Source organism: Streptomyces sp. NPDC032126 (genome assembly GCF_055580085.1).
Genome location: NZ_JBVIMA010000001.1, coordinates 873,906 through 888,705 on the forward strand (window position 1 = coordinate 873,906; position 14,800 = coordinate 888,705).

Genomic DNA, 14,800 nt, shown 5'->3' on the forward strand with positions numbered 1-14,800 from the left:
CCCAAACAAAACCCACACACCGGGCGGGAGTTAGCGAACCTTTCAGAAACCCCCCCCCCCCCCCCCCGGCCCCCCCCCCCCCCCCCCCACGCCAGTTGACCCGCGCGATCGTCAGTGCGCGTGGACGTCGTTCGTCGCCTCGATCTTCTTCCACGACTTCGGCCGCACCGGAGCCGCCGGAGCCGCCGACGCCTTCGCGAGCGAAGCGGAACGCGCCGCCGGAGCCGTTGGCTTCGCGGGCTTCGTCGGCTGGAACAGCCATGTGTCGAAGAGCGCGGACAGGGACTTCCCGGACACCTTCTCGGCGTACGCCTCGAAGTCGGCGACGGAGGCGTTGCCGTACGCGTGCTCCTGCGGCCAGCCCTTCAGGATGGCGAAGAACGCCTCGTCCCCCACCTCGTTGCGCAGCGCCTGCACGGCCAGCGCACCCCGGTCGTAGACGGCGATGTCGAACTGGTTGTCCGCACCCGGGTCACCGGGCTTGACCGTCCAGAAGGCGTCGTCCGCCGGATGCGTGGCGTACACGTAGTCCGCGAGCTCCTGCGTGGTGCCCTCGTCCTCGTGCTCGGACCACAGCCACTGCGCGTACCGCGCGAAGCCCTCGTTGATCCAGATGTCCTTCCAGCCCTTGAGGGACACGGAGTCGCCGTACCACTGGTGGGCCAGCTCGTGCACCACGACCGACGCGTTGGAGCCGTTCGCGAACTGCCGCGGGCTGTAGTACACGCGGGTCTGCGTCTCCAGCGCGTAGCCGGTGGTCGTGTTCGGCACATACCCGCCGGCCGAGCTGAAGGGATACGGCCCGAAGTAGCCGCTCAGCCAGTCGACGATCTCCCCGGTGCGCTCGACGCTCGCCCGCGCCGCCCCGTCGTTGTCGCCGAGGTCCTTGCTGTAGGCGTTGACGACCGGGACACCGCCCTCGGAGGTGCCGGTCGTGATGTCGAACCTGCCGAGCGCGAGGGTGGCCAGATAGGTCGCCTGCGGCTTGTTCTCCCGCCAGTTGTAGCGGGTCCAGCCCAGGCGTGAACTCGTCGACTGCAGCGTCCCGTTGGAGATCGCCTGGGTGCCGTCCGGCACCAGCACCGACACGTCGTAGGTGGCCTTGTCGCTCGGGTGGTCGTTGCTGGGGAACCACCACCAGGCCGCCTCGGGCTCGTCGGCCGCGATGGCCCCGTCCGGCGTGCGGTGCCAGGTGGTGAAGCCGTACGCGCTCTTCGTGGACGGCACCCCGCTGTAGCGGACGACCACGGTGATCGGCGTGCCCTTGGCCAGCGGCGTCTTCGGCGTGACCACGAGCTCGTGCTCGCCCGAGCTCGCGAAGGAGGCCTTGGCGCCGTTGACCCGCACCTCGCTGACGTCCAGCAGGAAGTCCAGGTCGAAGCGGGACAGGTCCTGGGTCGTCCTCGCGAGGATCGTCGCCGTACCCTCCAACTCATCCGTCGCGGGCTGGTACTTGAGCCGGAGGTCGTAGTGCGAGACGTCGTATCCGCCGTTGCCGTAGGCCGGGTAGTAGGGGTCGCCGATACCCGGGGCGCCGGGGGAGAAGCTCGCGGCCGATGCCGGGATCGCCAGCAGCAGGGAGGCCGTCGCGAGCGCGCCCGGCGCGATCAGTCTGCGGTGCACGAAAACTCCAAGTCGTAGGAGCACGAGGTCATTTCGGAGCCTATTCAGTCCCGGGCAACGGATGGTGTCCACGGCCTCCCCTGTCACACGATCGCCATTCGGCCGTCATGACCGAACCGCCCCAGGGGTGCGATCCGGCCACAACCGCCGCACAGCTGCCCCCTTCTGTACGGGAGTTGACACGGGTAGCGTCCCGCGCATGTCGACACGCACGCGCTTCACGATCTGGAGACCGCTCGCGACCGCCGCCGTCACCCTCCTCCTGGCGGCCTTCCTCACCCCGGCCACCGCGGGCGCCGCCCCGCGCGAGAGCCTGCCCGTCTACTCGTACGAGAACGCGATCCGCGAGGCCGTCTGGGTGGACACCGGCCTCGACGGCGACGGCGACGGGCGGCACGACCGCGTCGCCGTCGACATCGTCCGCCCCCGCGAACCCGCGGCGCGCGGCCGCAAGGTGCCCGTCATCATGGACGCCAGCCCCTACTACTCCTGCTGCGGACGCGGCAACGAGAGCCAGAAGAAGACGTACGACGCCGACGGCCGCGTCGTCCAGATGCCGCTGTTCTACGACAACTACTTCGTGCCCCGCGGCTACGCCTTCGTCGGCGTGGACCTGGCCGGTACCAATCGCTCCGACGGCTGCGCCGACATCGGCGGCCGCTCCGACATCCTATCGGCGAAGGCCGTCGTCGACTGGCTGAACGGCCGCGCCACGGCGTACACCACCCGCACCGGCGACACGAGGACCACAGCGGGCTGGACCAACGGCCGGACCGGCATGATCGGCAAGAGCTGGGACGGCACCATCGCCAACGGCGTCGCGGCCACCGGAGTCCGCGGCCTGAGGACCGTCGTGCCGATCAGCGCCATCTCCTCCTGGTACGACTACTACTTCCAGCAGGGCGCCCCCCTCTACGACTCCGGCCCCGAGTGGCTCTCCGACTACGTCGACAGCCCCGACGCCCGCGCCAAGTGCGCCGCCGTCCAGCAAAAGCTCGTCGACGAGGCGCCCCGCACCGGCGACTGGACCGGCCTGTGGACCGAGCGCGACTACGTCAAGGACGCGGCCAAGGTCAGGGCCAGCGTCTTCCTCGTCCACGGCCAGCAGGACCTCAACGTCCGGATGAAGCACCTCGGCCAGTGGTGGAACGCCCTCGCGAAGAACGGCGTCGAGCGCAAGATCTGGCTCTCCCAGACCGGCCACGTCGACCCCTTCGACTTCCGGCGCGCCACCTGGGTCGACACCCTGCACCGCTGGTTCGACCACGAACTCCTCGGCTACGACAACGGCATCGACCGCGAGCCGATGGCCGACATCGAACGCCACCCCGACCAGTGGACGACGTCCACGACCTGGCCGCCGCGCGGCACCGCGACCGTCCGCCTGCACCCCGGCCCGGGCACCGAGGCCGGCGTCGGCACACTCGGCCTGACCGCCGGTACCGGCACCGAGAGCCTCACCGACGACCCGCAGCTCGGCGAGACCGACTGGGCCGCGCACCTCGACCGACCCACCCCGGAGAAGGCCGGCTTCGTCACCGGGCCGCTCACCCGCGACCTGCGCCTGTCCGGCTCCTCCCGGGTCACCGTCACCGCCACGCCCACCACCCCGACGGCCCATGTCACCGCCGTCCTCGTGGACCTCGGCCCCGACACCATCCGCGACTACGCGGCGAGCGGCGAGGGCATCACCACCCTCACCGACCGCACCTGCTGGGGCGCGAGCACCCCGGGCGACAGCGCCTGCTTCAAGGAGACCGCCGCGAAGACGACGGCCGTCGACTACACGATCGTCAGCCGAGGCTGGGCCGACCTCGGCACCTACGCCGACCCCGGCAAGGGCGGCCCGCTCACCCCGGGCCGCGCGTACACCCTGACCGTCGACCTCGCGGCCACCGACCACGTCGTCCCGCGCGGCCACCGCCTCGCGCTGATCGTCGGCGGCACCGACAAGGACCTCATCGACCCGCCCGCCGACCGCCCCACCCTCACCCTGGACCTGTCCCGCACCACCGCCCGCGTCCCCGTGGTCGGCGGCACGGCCGCCTTCGCCCACGCCATCTCGGGCAAACCCGCGCCGGCGTCCGGCCCCGCCCCGCTGGACGGCGTACGGGCCCCCCGGACCGCGCACCGCGTTCCGTAACGGGCACCCCGGCTCAGGAGGAGGCGACCCCGGTCACCAGGTCGGCCGCCTCCTCCGCGCAGCCCCAGGCCACCGTCACCCCGGCGCCGCCGTGCCCGTAGTGGTGGACGAGCACCCGGCCGTCCGCGCCCGTCTCGCGCTCCAGCCGTACCGCGGGCCGCGCCGGCCGCAGGCCCACCCGGTGTTCCAGCACCCGCGCCCCCGCCACCTCGGGCCGCAGCGCCGCGCACCGCCGTACGATCGCCTCCGCCACGTCCGGATCCGGCTCCAGGGACCACGCGTCCTCCTCGGCCGTGCCGCCCAGCAGCAGCCGCCCCGGCTGGGGCAGGAGATACGCCAACGCGCCATCCGGGGTCGTCGATACGAGCCAGCCGCGGACCCCGGGGTTCTCCACGACGACCAACTGCCCCCGCACGGGCCGTACTTCGGTGTCCCCCACCAGGTCCCGGGCGCCCAGCCCGGTGCAGTTGACGACGACGGGCGCCGGCACCTCCGCCAGATCGGTCACCGTCCGCTCCTCCACGGCCCCGCCCGCCCGCAGCAACCGCTCGCGCAGCCACGGCAGATGAACCGCCATGTCGACCAACGGCAGCCGCGCCCGCACGCCCCGGCCGACGGGGTACTCCTCGGCCGTCGCCCACCGCAGCCCGGCCAGCCGCCCGGCCGTCCACCGCGCCACCGCGTCCAGATCCACCTCGCCCTGCACACCCCCGACCAGCCGCACACCGGTCTCCTCCGGACGCGCGGCCAGCCACTCGTACACCGTCAGGGAGCGCAGCGCCCACGCCCGCGCCGAGGCGACCGGCTCGATGTGATACGGCCACCACAGCCCGCCGGCCACGGCCGAGGTGGTCCGCTCGGCGGGCTCCCGCGCCCACACCCGGACCCGCAGCCCCCGTTCGACGAGGACCAGGGCCGTCGTCAGCCCGATGACCCCGCCGCCGACCACGATGACGTCGCCCCGCGTTCCCTCGCCCATACCGGCACGCTAACCGAGCGCCCACCGCGAGCACACCAGGGCCCGCGGCCGCCGACTAGAATCGCGGCCCTGATGACTGCCACCCTCGTCGCCAAGAACCTCGCCGCCGGCCACGGCGACCGCTCCCTCTTCTCGGGGCTCGACCTCGTCGTCGCCCCGGGAGACGTGATCGGCCTCGTCGGAGCCAACGGCGCCGGAAAGTCCACGCTGCTCACGCTGCTCGCCGGCCTGACCGCGCCCGAGCAGGGCGAGCTGCGGCTCTCCCCGCCGACCGCGACCGTCGGCCATCTGCCGCAGGAACCGGAGCGCCGCCCGGGGGAGACCGTGCGTGCCTTCCTCGCCCGCCGCACCGGCGTCGCCGAGGCCCAGCGCGCGATGGACGAGGCCACGCAGGGCCTGGTCGACGGCGCGCCCGGCGCCGACGACGCGTACGCGGCGAGCCTGGAGCGCTGGCTCGGCCTCGGCGGCGCCGACCTCGACGAGCGGGCCGAGGAGATCGCCGACTCCCTCGGCCTCGGCGTGGACCTGGACCAGCCGATGACCTCCCTGTCCGGCGGTCAGGCGGCGCGCGCGGGCCTCGCCTCGCTGCTGCTCTCCCGCTATGACGTCTTCCTCCTCGACGAGCCGACCAACGACCTCGACCTGGACGGCCTCGAACGCCTGGAGCGCTTCGTGACCGGCCTGCGCGCCGGCACGGTCGTCGTCAGCCACGACCGCGAGTTCCTCACCCGCACGGTCACCAAGGTCCTCGAACTCGACCTGGCCCAGGGGCAGATCAACCTCTACGGCGGCGGCTACGCGGCCTACCTGGAGGAGCGCGAGGTCGCCCGCCGGCACGCCCGCGACGACTTCGAGGAGTACGCCGACAAGAAGGCCGCTCTCCAGGACCGGGCGCAGACACAGCGCTCCTGGATGGACAAGGGCGTCAAGAACGCCCGCCGCAAGGCCGGCAACGACAACGACAAGATCGGCCGCAAGTTCCGCAGCGAGGCCAGCGAGAAGCAGGCCGCCAAGGCCCGCCAGACCCAGCGCATGATCGAGCGCCTGGAGGTCGTCGAGGAGCCCCGCAAGGAGTGGGAGCTGCGCATGGAGATCGCGGCCGCCCCGCGCTCCGGCGCGGTCGTGGCGACCCTGCGGGACGCGGAGGTGCGGCGCGGCGACTTCACGTTCGGGCCGGTGTCGCTGCAGATCGACTGGGCCGACCGGGTCGCCGTGACCGGCGCGAACGGCGCGGGCAAGTCGACCCTGCTCGGCGCCCTGCTGGGCCGGGTCCCGCTGCACTCCGGGCACGCGGCCCTCGGCTCCGGAGTCCTGGTCGGCGAGGTCGACCAGGCCCGCAAGCTGTTCCACGGCTCCGAGTCGCTGCTGGACGCGTTCTGCGCGGCCGTCCCCGACACCGAGCCGGTCGAGGTGCGCACCCTGCTGGCCAAGTTCGGCCTCAAGGCGGACCACGTGCTGCGCCCCGCCGCGACCCTCTCACCCGGCGAACGCACCCGCGCCGCCCTGGCGTTGCTCCAGGGCCGTGGCGTCAACCTCCTGGTCCTCGACGAGCCGACCAACCACCTCGACCTGCCCGCCATCGAGCAACTGGAGACGGCCCTCGACTCCTACGAGGGCACTCTGCTCCTGGTCACCCACGACCGCCGCATGCTGGACGCCGTACACGTCACCCGTCGCCTGGAAGTGGCCGACGGCAAGGTGACCGAACGCTAGGACCTGTCCGGCCGCCTCAGCAGCGCGCAGACGAAGTCCTCCTCCACGGCCCGCAGCCGGCGCAGCAGGTCGGGCTTGAGGGTCTCGTTGATCTGCGTGGTGGTGGAGAAGGTCAGGGACCGGCGGCCGTCCGGGGTCGCCGCGATCAGCTGGGTGTAGCCGGGGGTGTTCCCGGTGTGGCCGAGCACCACACCGCACCGGGTGGTGTACCGGAAGATGGCCAGTCCGGCGTCGTTGCGCCCGGGCCCGGCGGGCTCGGACGCCCCGCCGGCGACCCAGCGGCGCTGCTCCCGGACCACCTGACGGCCGTACAGCGCGCCTCCCGCGTAGCCGCGCACGAAGCGGGTCATGTCGGCGGGCGTGGAGACGATGCCGCCCGAGGCCCACACCCCGGACATGCCGACGAGTTCACTGACGTCCACCGGCGGCGCGGGCGGGCTCACGTCGTAGCCGTGCAGATAGGGCGTCGGCATCCGGTAGCCCTGCGGCAGGCTGGTGCTGCGCAGCCCCAGCGGCCGGTACACCAGTTCGCGCAGCAGCTGCTCGTACGGGGTACGGGTGACGGCCTCCGCCATGAGCGCGACGGCGATGTTGTCGGAGTTGGAGTACTGGTACCGGCTGCCCGGCGTGAACCGCAGCGGCTGATCGGCGACATAGTCGAGCAGCCGGCGCGAGTCGAAGACATGGTGCGGGACGGCGAGCAGGATCTCGCGGAACGCGGGGCTCTGCGAGTAGTCGGGCAGGCCGCTGGTGTGGTTCAGCAGCTGGCGCAGCGTCACCGCGTGCCAGGCCTTGGGCAGCCGGGGCAGCACCGTGCCGATCGTGTCGTCCAGCCGCAGGTCGCCCAGGTCGACGAGGGACAGCGCGACGGCGCCGCTGAACGCCTTGGCCGTACTGGCGATGCGCATGTGGTCGTTCACCTCGGGCGGCCGCCCGGTCTCCAGATCCGCGACACCGGCCCGTACGACCCGGGTGTGCTTGCCGTCGCGCAGGACGGCGATCACCCCGGGAGGCCCACCGGGCCGCCGGACGAGATCGTCGAGGAGCCGCTGCAGGGCGGCATCGGGGTGCGGCGGCGTGGCGGCGCCGGCAACGCCCGGCGACAGCGCGGCAAGACAGACGGCGACGAGGGAGACGGCCCCGAGGCGGGACCGGAACGGGCGACGGGGAACACGAAGAGGCATGGCTGCTCCGGGAGAAAACGGACGGGGCAACCAGCGTCACCCCGCCCGATCCCCCCAGCCGCCGGTACTGCTGCATCCGGCCGAAGGGAAAGCGCCCCGAAAGGGGCGCGGGGAACCGCGCGACCAGCCACAACGGACCCGCACCTCCCCACGCCCCTCGCCACCTACCGGTTCTTCGGATCCACCAGCCCGGCCTTGCGCAGAGCATCGGCCATCGCACTGTTGGCCGGAGGCGGACCCTGCCGCTGCGGCTGGCGCTGCTGCCGCTGCTGAGGCGGACGCCCGCCCCGCTGCCGGCGCTCGCCGGACTCACCCTGTCGGCCGCCCGGCGCGGCCACCTCCTCGTCGAGCCGCAGCGTCAGCGAGATCCGCTTGCGCGGGATGTCCACGTCGAGGACCTTCACCTTGACGATGTCACCCGGCTTCACCACGTCCCGGGGATCCTTGACGAAGGTCTTCGACATCGCGGAGACATGCACCAGACCGTCCTGGTGGACCCCGACGTCGACGAACGCGCCGAAGGCCGCCACGTTCGTGACCACGCCCTCCAGAACCATCCCCGGGGACAGGTCGGAGATCTTCTCCACCCCCTCCTTGAAGGTGGCCGTCTTGAAGGCCGGACGCGGGTCGCGGCCCGGCTTCTCCAGCTCCTTGAGGATGTCGGTGACGGTCGGCAGTCCGAACGTCTCGTCCACGAAGTCGCCCGGCCTCAAGGAGCGCAGCACGCCCGTGTTGCCGATCAGCGAGGCGACCTCCTGGCCGCTGGTCTTCACCATCCGCCGGACGACCGGGTACGCCTCCGGGTGCACGCTGGACGCGTCCAGCGGGTCGACGCCGCCGCGGATGCGCAGGAAGCCCGCACACTGCTCGTACGCCTTCGGACCGAGCCGGGACACCTTCTTCAGCTCCGCGCGGGAGGTGAACGGCCCGTTGGCGTCGCGGTGCGCCACGATGTTCTCGGCGAGGCCCGAGGTGATGCCGGACACACGCGCGAGGAGCGGCGCGGACGCGGTGTTCACGTCCACCCCGACGCCGTTCACACAGTCCTCCACCACGGCGTCCAGCGAGCGCGACAGCTTCACCTCGGACAGGTCGTGCTGGTACTGGCCGACGCCGATCGACTTCGGGTCGATCTTCACCAGCTCGGCCAGCGGGTCCTGGAGCCGGCGAGCGATGGAGACCGCGCCGCGCAGCGACACGTCCATGTCGGGCAGCTCCTGCGAGGCGAACGCGGACGCCGAGTACACGGAGGCGCCGGCCTCGGACACCATCACCTTGGTGAGCTTCAGCTCCGGGTGCTTGGTGATCAGCTCACCGGCGAGCTTGTCGGTCTCGCGGGACGCCGTGCCGTTGCCGATCGCGATCAGCTCGACCGCGTGCTCCTTCGCCAGCCGCGCCAGCTTGGCGATGGCCTCGTCCCACTTGTTGGCCGGGACGTGCGGGTAGATCACGTCGGTGGCGACGACCTTGCCGGTCGCGTCGACCACGGCGACCTTCACGCCCGTACGGAAGCCGGGGTCGAGGCCCAGCGTCGCGCGCGTGCCGGCCGGGGCGGCGAGCAGCAGGTCGCGCAGGTTGGCGGCGAACACGTCGACCGCCTCGTCCTCGGCGGCCGTACGCAGCCGCAGCCGCAGGTCGATGCCGAGGTGGACCAGGATCCGCGTCCGCCAGGCCCAGCGGACGGTGTCCGTCAGCCACTTGTCGGCGGGGCGGCCACGCTCGGCGATACCGAACCTCGCGGCGACGATCCCCTCGTACGACGAGGGCCCGTCGGTCGGCTCCTCCGGCTCCAGAACGAGATCCAGGACCTCTTCCTTCTCACCGCGCAGCATCGCGAGGATCCGGTGCGAGGGAAGCTCCGTGAACGGCTCGGCGAAGTCGAAGTAGTCGGCGAACTTGGCGCCGGCCTCCTCCTTGCCCTCGCGCACCTTGGCGGCCAGCCGCCCGCGCACCCACATGCGCTCGCGCAGCTCGCCGATCAGGTCGGCGTCCTCCGAGAAGCGCTCGGTGAGGATCGCCCGGGCGCCGTCGAGGGCGGCCTGCGGATCGGCGACGCCCTTGTCGGCGTCCACGAAGGCGGCGGCAGCGGCCAGCGGCTCGACCGTCGGGTCGGCGAGCAGCCCCTCGGCCAGCGGCTCCAGACCCGCCTCGCGCGCGATCTGCGCCTTGGTGCGCCGCTTCGGCTTGTACGGCAGGTAGATGTCCTCCAGGCGCGCCTTGGTCTCGGCACCCCGGATCCGCGCCTCCAGCTCGTCGGTGAGCTTGCCCTGCTCGCGCACCGACTCCAGGACCGCGGTCCGCCGCTCCTCCAGCTCCCGCAGATAGCGCAGCCGCTCCTCGATCGTGCGCAGCTGCGCGTCGTCGAGCATCTCGGTCGCTTCCTTGCGGTAGCGCGCGACGAAGGGCACCGTCGAACCGCCGTCGAGCAGCTCCACGGCGGCTCTGACCTGCCGCTCCCGTACGCCGAGCTCCTCGGCGATCCTGCCTTCGATGGACCCTACTGCGTTGGATCCGGGTGTCGTCACGATCCCGTACCGCCTTCTCCACTGAGGTTGCGCGGCAATTGTGGCAGGTGGCACCGACAGCGCCCAGCGCCCCACCGTTCTGGCGCGGCACGGCGGGAAAGGCGGGGACGCGGGGTCCCCGCGGAAGGCTCATCCCGACGTAGGCACCGTCCAGGTGAAGCGGGGCTGCCGGCGCTCCAGGAACGCGGCGACGCCCTCCGCGAGATCGTCGCTGCCCGCCGCCTGCTCCGACCAGTGGCCGTCGCGGTCCGTACGGCCGTTCGCGAACTCCTTCGCCGCGGCCTGCGTCAACTGCGAGCGGGAGACCAGGATCCGGGTGAACTCGGCGACCCGCTTGCCCAGTTCGCCCTCCGGCAGCAACTCGTCGACCAGCCCGGTGCGCAGCGCCCGCTCGCCGTCGATCAACTCGCCCGAGTACAGCAGGTACTTGGCGGTCGCCGGACCCACCAGCGACACCAGCCGCCGGGTGGTCGCCGCCGGGTACACGATGCCGAGCTTCGCGGGGGTCACCCCGAACAGCGCGCCCTCCTCGGCGAACCGCAGATCGCAGGCCGCCGCCAACTGCGCCCCGCCGCCCACGCAGTGACCCCGGATCGCCGCGAGCGTCGGCTTGGGGAACGCGGCCAGCGCCACCTCCGCGGCCACCGCCAGCCGCTGCGGCTCCTCGGGTCGCTCGCGCAGCGTGGAGATGTCGGCGCCCGCGCAGAAGGTGGTGCCCTCGCCGGTGAGGACCAGCGCCCGTACGTCCGGATCGGCGCCGAGCCGGGCCAGCAGCGGAGGCAGTGCCCGCCACATCTCGGCGGTCATGGCGTTGCGCTTGGCCGGATGGTGGATGACGACGGTGGCGACCGAGTCGGTGACGTCGTGCAGCAACTGGGGCTCCATGAGCCGGATGCTATCCGCCCGCGCCGGGCGCATGATCGGCGGCCCGCGGGGACGTCCCGGGCGCGGGGGCGGCAAACCCGTACAACCCGAAGAGTTCGCGAAGTCGGCCCGGTCGGGCCAGGAGCGGTCCCGTAGCCGACGAGATCAGGCGCGAGCGGTCGGAAGCGCTCGATACCCGCTCACTTGTGGACAGGTCAGCGGGGCGGAGTCCCCGGTTACCAACACTCGATGCGTGGTGACAATCGAGCGCGAGGGTGGCGACCGGACGATGGACGACCACGGGCGCGGGTCCGGCCCACGCCCAGAGGACGCTGCGGGCACAGCGTACGACCCCCCGGGGGCCCCGATCCCGCAGCCGCTGCCGTACGAGGGTGTCTGGCGGTTCACCGCCCCCGCCCAGGACGCCTCGGTCCCGCAGGCGCGGCACGCCGTACGGGACCTGCTGTACCGACAGGGCGTGCCCGCTCCGGACGATCTGGTGCAGGGGCTGCTGCTGATCGTCTCCGAGCTGGTGACCAACGCCGTCAAGCACGCGGCGCTGCTGTCGCCGATGCTCGCCGTGGAGGTGGCCGTCGGGGCCGAGTGGGTGCGGGTGTCCGTGGAGGACAACCACCCCTATCGCCCCACCGCCCTGGAGAACCCCCACAGCCCGACCGGCGGCCGGGGACTGCTGCTGGTCCGGGAGATCACCAGGGAGGCGGGCGGGGTGTGCGACGTGGAGCACACGGCGAGCGGCGGGAAGGTCATCTGGGCGGCACTGCCGCTCAAGCCCGCCCGGCTCCCCTGACCGGGCTCACCAGCCCCCGGAGTCCCCCGTCAGCTCCCTGATCGCGGGCCGGGCGGCGTCCAGCACGGTCATGAACCAGGAGGAGAAGGGGTCCTTCGCGTGCCGCTCGGCCAGTTCGGCGGCGGTCACGAAGGCCGTGTCGCCGATCTCCTCCGGGTCCGGCCGCAGCGGGGCGCGCACCAGGCCGACGAAGAGGTGGTTGTACTCCTGCTCCACCAGGCCGGAGTCCGGGTCCGGGTGGTTGTAGCGCACGGTGCCCGCCTCGGCCAGCAGCGCCGGGGAGGCGCCGAGCTCCTCGAACGTGCGCCGCGCCGCCGCCGCGAACGGGGACTCGCCGGGGTAGGGGTGACCGCAGCAGGTGTTGGACCACACGCCGGGGGAGTGGTACTTGCCCAGCGCCCGCTGCTGCAGCAGCAGCCGGCCGCGCTCGTCGAAGAGGAACACCGAGAACGCCCGGTGCAGCCGTCCCGGCGGTTGATGGGCGGCGAGCTTCTCCGCGGTGCCGATCGTCACGCCGTTCTCGTCGACCAGTTCCAGCAGAATCGCGTCCGCGGTGTCCTTCGACGAGCTGTGCGGCTCGGTGGCAGGTGTGATCGGCATACCCATCCTTAGCATCGGTCCTCGCGCCCCCCAGTCTGCCGTACGCGACCGGCGCTGCCGGTGCCGCGCGGTGCCGGAAAGGTGCCCGATGGGTGATCTTGCCCGGCACCGCGGACGGGAACCGCGCGGGACGGGTAGTGCGGGAGCGCGCGCCGCACGCCCCCGGGACACCTGCGGGAGCCGGCCGGGGATCAGTGGCAGAGCCGGGCCTCGTGCTCCGCGTGACCGCTCGGCTCCAGCTGGAAGGTGCAGTGCTCCACGTCGAAGTGGTCGCCGAGGCAGCCCTGGAGCTCGTGCAGCATCTTCTCGTGGTCGATCGCGTTCAGCGCGTCCGAGCGGACCACCACGTGCGCCGAGAGCACCGGCATGCCCGAGGTGATCGTCCACGCGTGCAGGTCGTGGACGTCCTCCACGTCCGCCAGGGCGAGGATGTGCTCGCGGACCTCGGCCATGTCGACGCCCTTGGGCGCCGACTCCAGCAGCACGTCCAGGGTCTCGCGCAGCAGCTTCAGCGTCCGCGGCACGATCATCAGGCCGATCGCCAGTGACGCGATCGGGTCGGCGGCCTGCCAGCCGGTGACCAGGATGATCAGCGCCGAGAGCATCACGGCCACCGAGCCCAGCGCGTCGGCCGCGACCTCCAGGAACGCCCCGCGCACGTTCAGGCTCTCGCTCTGCCCGCGCATCAGGAGCGTGAGCGAGATCATGTTGGCGACCAGGCCGATCCCGCCGAAGACGATCATCAGTCCGCCCGCGGTGTCGGCCGGCGTGAAGAACCGGTTGACCGCCTCGTACAGGACGTAGCCGCCGACGCCGAGCAGCAGCAGGCAGTTGGCGAGCGCGGCCAGGATCTCCGCGCGGGCGTAGCCGAAGGTGCGGTGGGCGCTCGCCGGGCGGCTCGCGAAGTGGATGGCGAGCAGCGCCATGCCGAGGCCCAGCGCGTCGGTCGCCATGTGCGCGGCGTCCGCGATCAGCGCCAGCGAGTCCGCGAGCAGCCCGCCGGCGATCTCGACGACCATCACCGTGAGCGTGATCCCCAGGGCGATGCGCAGCCGGCCCACGTAGGCGGCCGCCGCCGTGCCGGTGGGCGGCGCGTGCCCGTGGCCGTGCCCGTGGTCGTGCCCTGCCCCCATGAGAACCCGCCCTCCATCGCTCGCCCGGCGCGGTGGGCGATGCCCTCCGCGCCTTCAGTGAACTACGGGTGGGGGGTATCGGGCAACGCGGCACTGAACACCGTTGTCATGTGCCCTGACCTGCGTAAACGAACCGTGGGACGAACCGCAGGTCAGGGCGCCCCCAGCTCACTCGGCGCGATGCGACACCCAGCCCTGCCACGCCGACTCGACCATCTCGCGCACCCCGCGCCGCGCGGTCCAGCCCAGCTCCCGCGCCGCCCGCTCCGCCGACGCCACGGCCCGCGGCGCGTCCCCGGGCCGCCGGCCCTCGACGACCGGCGCGCGGGTGTCGCCGGTCACCTCGCCGATCAGCGTGACCAGCTCCCGTACGGACACGCCCTCGCCCCGGCCGATGTTCACGGTCAGGTCCCCGGACGCGTCCGCGAGCCGGCGGGCCGCCGCCAGATGGGCCTCGGCCAGGTCGGCCACGTGGATGTAGTCCCGCACGCAGGTGCCGTCCGGCGTCGGATAGTCGTCGCCGAAGATCCGCGGGGCCTCGTCCCGGGTGAGCCGGTCGAAGACCATGGGGACGATGTTGAAGACACCCGTGTCCGCCAGTTCGGGGGCGGCGGCACCCGCGACGTTGAAGTAGCGCAGGCAGGTCGTGGCGATCCCGTGCGCCTGTCCGGCCGCCCGCACCAGCCACTCCCCGGCCAGCTTGGTCTCGCCGTACGGGTTCACCGGGGCGCACGGGGTGTCCTCGGTGATGAGGTCCACGTCCGGGTTGCCGTAGACGGCCGCGGACGAGGAGAACAGGAACCGGCCCACCCCGGCCTCGGCCGTCGCGTCCAGCAGGGTCGCCAGACCGCCCAGGTTCTCCCGGTAGTAGCGGGTCGGCTGTGCCACCGACTCGCCGACCTGCTTGCGCGCGGCGAGATGCACCACACCGGTCACCGCGTGCTCGGCGAGGACCCGCTTGAGGACCTCCGCGTCCAGCAGCGAGCCCCGCACCAGCGGGACGTCCGCCGGGAGCCGGCCGGGCACCCCCGCCGTCAGGTCGTCCAGCACGACGACCCGCTCCCCGGCCCCCGTCATCGCCCGCGCCACGTGCGCGCCTATGTAACCGGCTCCGCCGGTGATCAGCCACGTCATGACATCCCACCCTATGCGCGCCCGACGCGGCCGGGACAGCCCCGCCTGGCCGCGGTCCTCCCGCCCCGGCCCCCGAGGCGTCACCGGCACCCGG

11 protein-coding genes are annotated in these 14,800 nt (G+C 72.6%); 3 read left to right on the plus strand and 8 right to left on the minus strand.

Annotation, left to right across the window (positions count from 1 at the left end; translation table 11 throughout):
* Window positions 1-111: 111 nt before the first annotated feature.
* Window positions 112-1,623 carry a M1 family metallopeptidase gene (locus tag ACZ5NW_RS03695; RefSeq protein WP_468742063.1) on the minus strand — a complete coding sequence of 504 codons (1,512 nt, stop codon included), beginning with the start codon at window positions 1,621-1,623 and terminating at the stop codon, window positions 112-114.
* A 199-nt stretch (window positions 1,624-1,822) separates the two neighbouring features.
* Here ACZ5NW_RS03695 and ACZ5NW_RS03700 point away from each other — a divergent pair, with 199 nt between their 5' ends.
* Entirely contained in the window at window positions 1,823-3,766 is a 1,944-nt protein-coding gene (locus ACZ5NW_RS03700) for a Xaa-Pro dipeptidyl-peptidase (protein ID WP_468742064.1), read from the plus strand.
* A gap of 13 nt (window positions 3,767-3,779) precedes the next feature.
* Here ACZ5NW_RS03700 and ACZ5NW_RS03705 read toward each other — a convergent pair whose 3' ends face one another.
* On the minus strand, window positions 3,780-4,745 hold the full coding sequence (locus ACZ5NW_RS03705) for an FAD-dependent oxidoreductase (RefSeq protein ID WP_468742065.1): 966 nt from the start codon (window positions 4,743-4,745) through the stop codon (window positions 3,780-3,782).
* A 72-nt stretch (window positions 4,746-4,817) separates the two neighbouring features.
* On the opposite strand from ACZ5NW_RS03705, the gene ACZ5NW_RS03710 reads away from it, so the two are divergent.
* Window positions 4,818-6,458, plus strand: a complete 1,641-nt coding sequence (locus tag ACZ5NW_RS03710) for an ABC-F family ATP-binding cassette domain-containing protein (RefSeq protein WP_468742066.1) — start codon at window positions 4,818-4,820, stop codon at window positions 6,456-6,458.
* Here ACZ5NW_RS03710 and ACZ5NW_RS03715 read toward each other — a convergent pair.
* From ACZ5NW_RS03715 to ACZ5NW_RS03725, 3 genes are all read right to left on the minus strand, one after another.
* A complete protein-coding gene (locus ACZ5NW_RS03715) occupies window positions 6,455-7,642 on the minus strand; it encodes a serine hydrolase domain-containing protein (protein ID WP_468742067.1) in 1,188 nt (395 codons plus the stop codon). The genes ACZ5NW_RS03710 and ACZ5NW_RS03715 overlap by 4 nt on opposite strands.
* Before the next feature lie 164 nt (window positions 7,643-7,806).
* Window positions 7,807-10,167 carry a Tex family protein gene (locus ACZ5NW_RS03720; RefSeq protein WP_468742068.1) on the minus strand — a complete coding sequence of 787 codons (2,361 nt, stop codon included), beginning with the start codon at window positions 10,165-10,167 and terminating at the stop codon, window positions 7,807-7,809.
* Window positions 10,168-10,296: 129 nt separating this feature from the next.
* The gene (locus ACZ5NW_RS03725; protein WP_468742069.1) at window positions 10,297-11,052 is read right to left on the minus strand and encodes an enoyl-CoA hydratase/isomerase family protein; all 756 of its coding nucleotides are present in this window, start codon (window positions 11,050-11,052) and stop codon (window positions 10,297-10,299) included.
* Window positions 11,053-11,320: 268 nt separating this feature from the next.
* On the opposite strand from ACZ5NW_RS03725, the gene ACZ5NW_RS03730 reads away from it, so the two are divergent.
* Window positions 11,321-11,839, plus strand: a complete 519-nt coding sequence (locus tag ACZ5NW_RS03730) for an ATP-binding protein (RefSeq protein WP_468742976.1) — start codon at window positions 11,321-11,323, stop codon at window positions 11,837-11,839.
* A gap of 6 nt (window positions 11,840-11,845) precedes the next feature.
* Here the strand turns inward: ACZ5NW_RS03730 and idi are convergent, their stop codons facing one another.
* From idi to galE, 3 genes are all read right to left on the minus strand, one after another.
* Window positions 11,846-12,439, minus strand: coding sequence for an isopentenyl-diphosphate Delta-isomerase (gene idi / locus ACZ5NW_RS03735; RefSeq protein ID WP_468742070.1), 594 nt, complete (start codon window positions 12,437-12,439; stop codon window positions 11,846-11,848).
* A 191-nt stretch (window positions 12,440-12,630) separates the two neighbouring features.
* The gene (locus tag ACZ5NW_RS03740; RefSeq protein ID WP_468742071.1) at window positions 12,631-13,572 is read right to left on the minus strand and encodes a cation diffusion facilitator family transporter; all 942 of its coding nucleotides are present in this window, start codon (window positions 13,570-13,572) and stop codon (window positions 12,631-12,633) included.
* 168 nt (window positions 13,573-13,740) lie between these two features.
* Window positions 13,741-14,706, minus strand: a complete 966-nt coding sequence (gene galE, locus ACZ5NW_RS03745) for a UDP-glucose 4-epimerase GalE (RefSeq protein ID WP_468742072.1) — start codon at window positions 14,704-14,706, stop codon at window positions 13,741-13,743.
* Window positions 14,707-14,800: the final 94 nt, after the last annotated feature.

What these genes read in the sequence shown, in the direction of transcription:
- galE (WP_468742072.1), bottom strand. Translation starts at nt 14,706, where the DNA reads ATGACGTGGCTGATCACCGGCGGAGCCGGTTACATAGGCGCGCACGTG.
- ACZ5NW_RS03725 (WP_468742069.1), bottom strand. Translation starts at nt 11,052, where the DNA reads ATGGAGCCCCAGTTGCTGCACGACGTCACCGACTCGGTCGCCACCGTC.
- ACZ5NW_RS03740 (WP_468742071.1), bottom strand. Translation starts at nt 13,572, where the DNA reads ATGGGGGCAGGGCACGACCACGGGCACGGCCACGGGCACGCGCCGCCC.
- ACZ5NW_RS03710 (WP_468742066.1), top strand. Translation starts at nt 4,818, where the DNA reads ATGACTGCCACCCTCGTCGCCAAGAACCTCGCCGCCGGCCACGGCGAC.
- ACZ5NW_RS03730 (WP_468742976.1), top strand. Translation starts at nt 11,321, where the DNA reads ATGGACGACCACGGGCGCGGGTCCGGCCCACGCCCAGAGGACGCTGCG.
- ACZ5NW_RS03705 (WP_468742065.1), bottom strand. Translation starts at nt 4,745, where the DNA reads ATGGGCGAGGGAACGCGGGGCGACGTCATCGTGGTCGGCGGCGGGGTC.
- idi (WP_468742070.1), bottom strand. Translation starts at nt 12,439, where the DNA reads ATGCCGATCACACCTGCCACCGAGCCGCACAGCTCGTCGAAGGACACC.
- ACZ5NW_RS03700 (WP_468742064.1), top strand. Translation starts at nt 1,823, where the DNA reads ATGTCGACACGCACGCGCTTCACGATCTGGAGACCGCTCGCGACCGCC.
- ACZ5NW_RS03715 (WP_468742067.1), bottom strand. Translation starts at nt 7,642, where the DNA reads ATGCCTCTTCGTGTTCCCCGTCGCCCGTTCCGGTCCCGCCTCGGGGCC.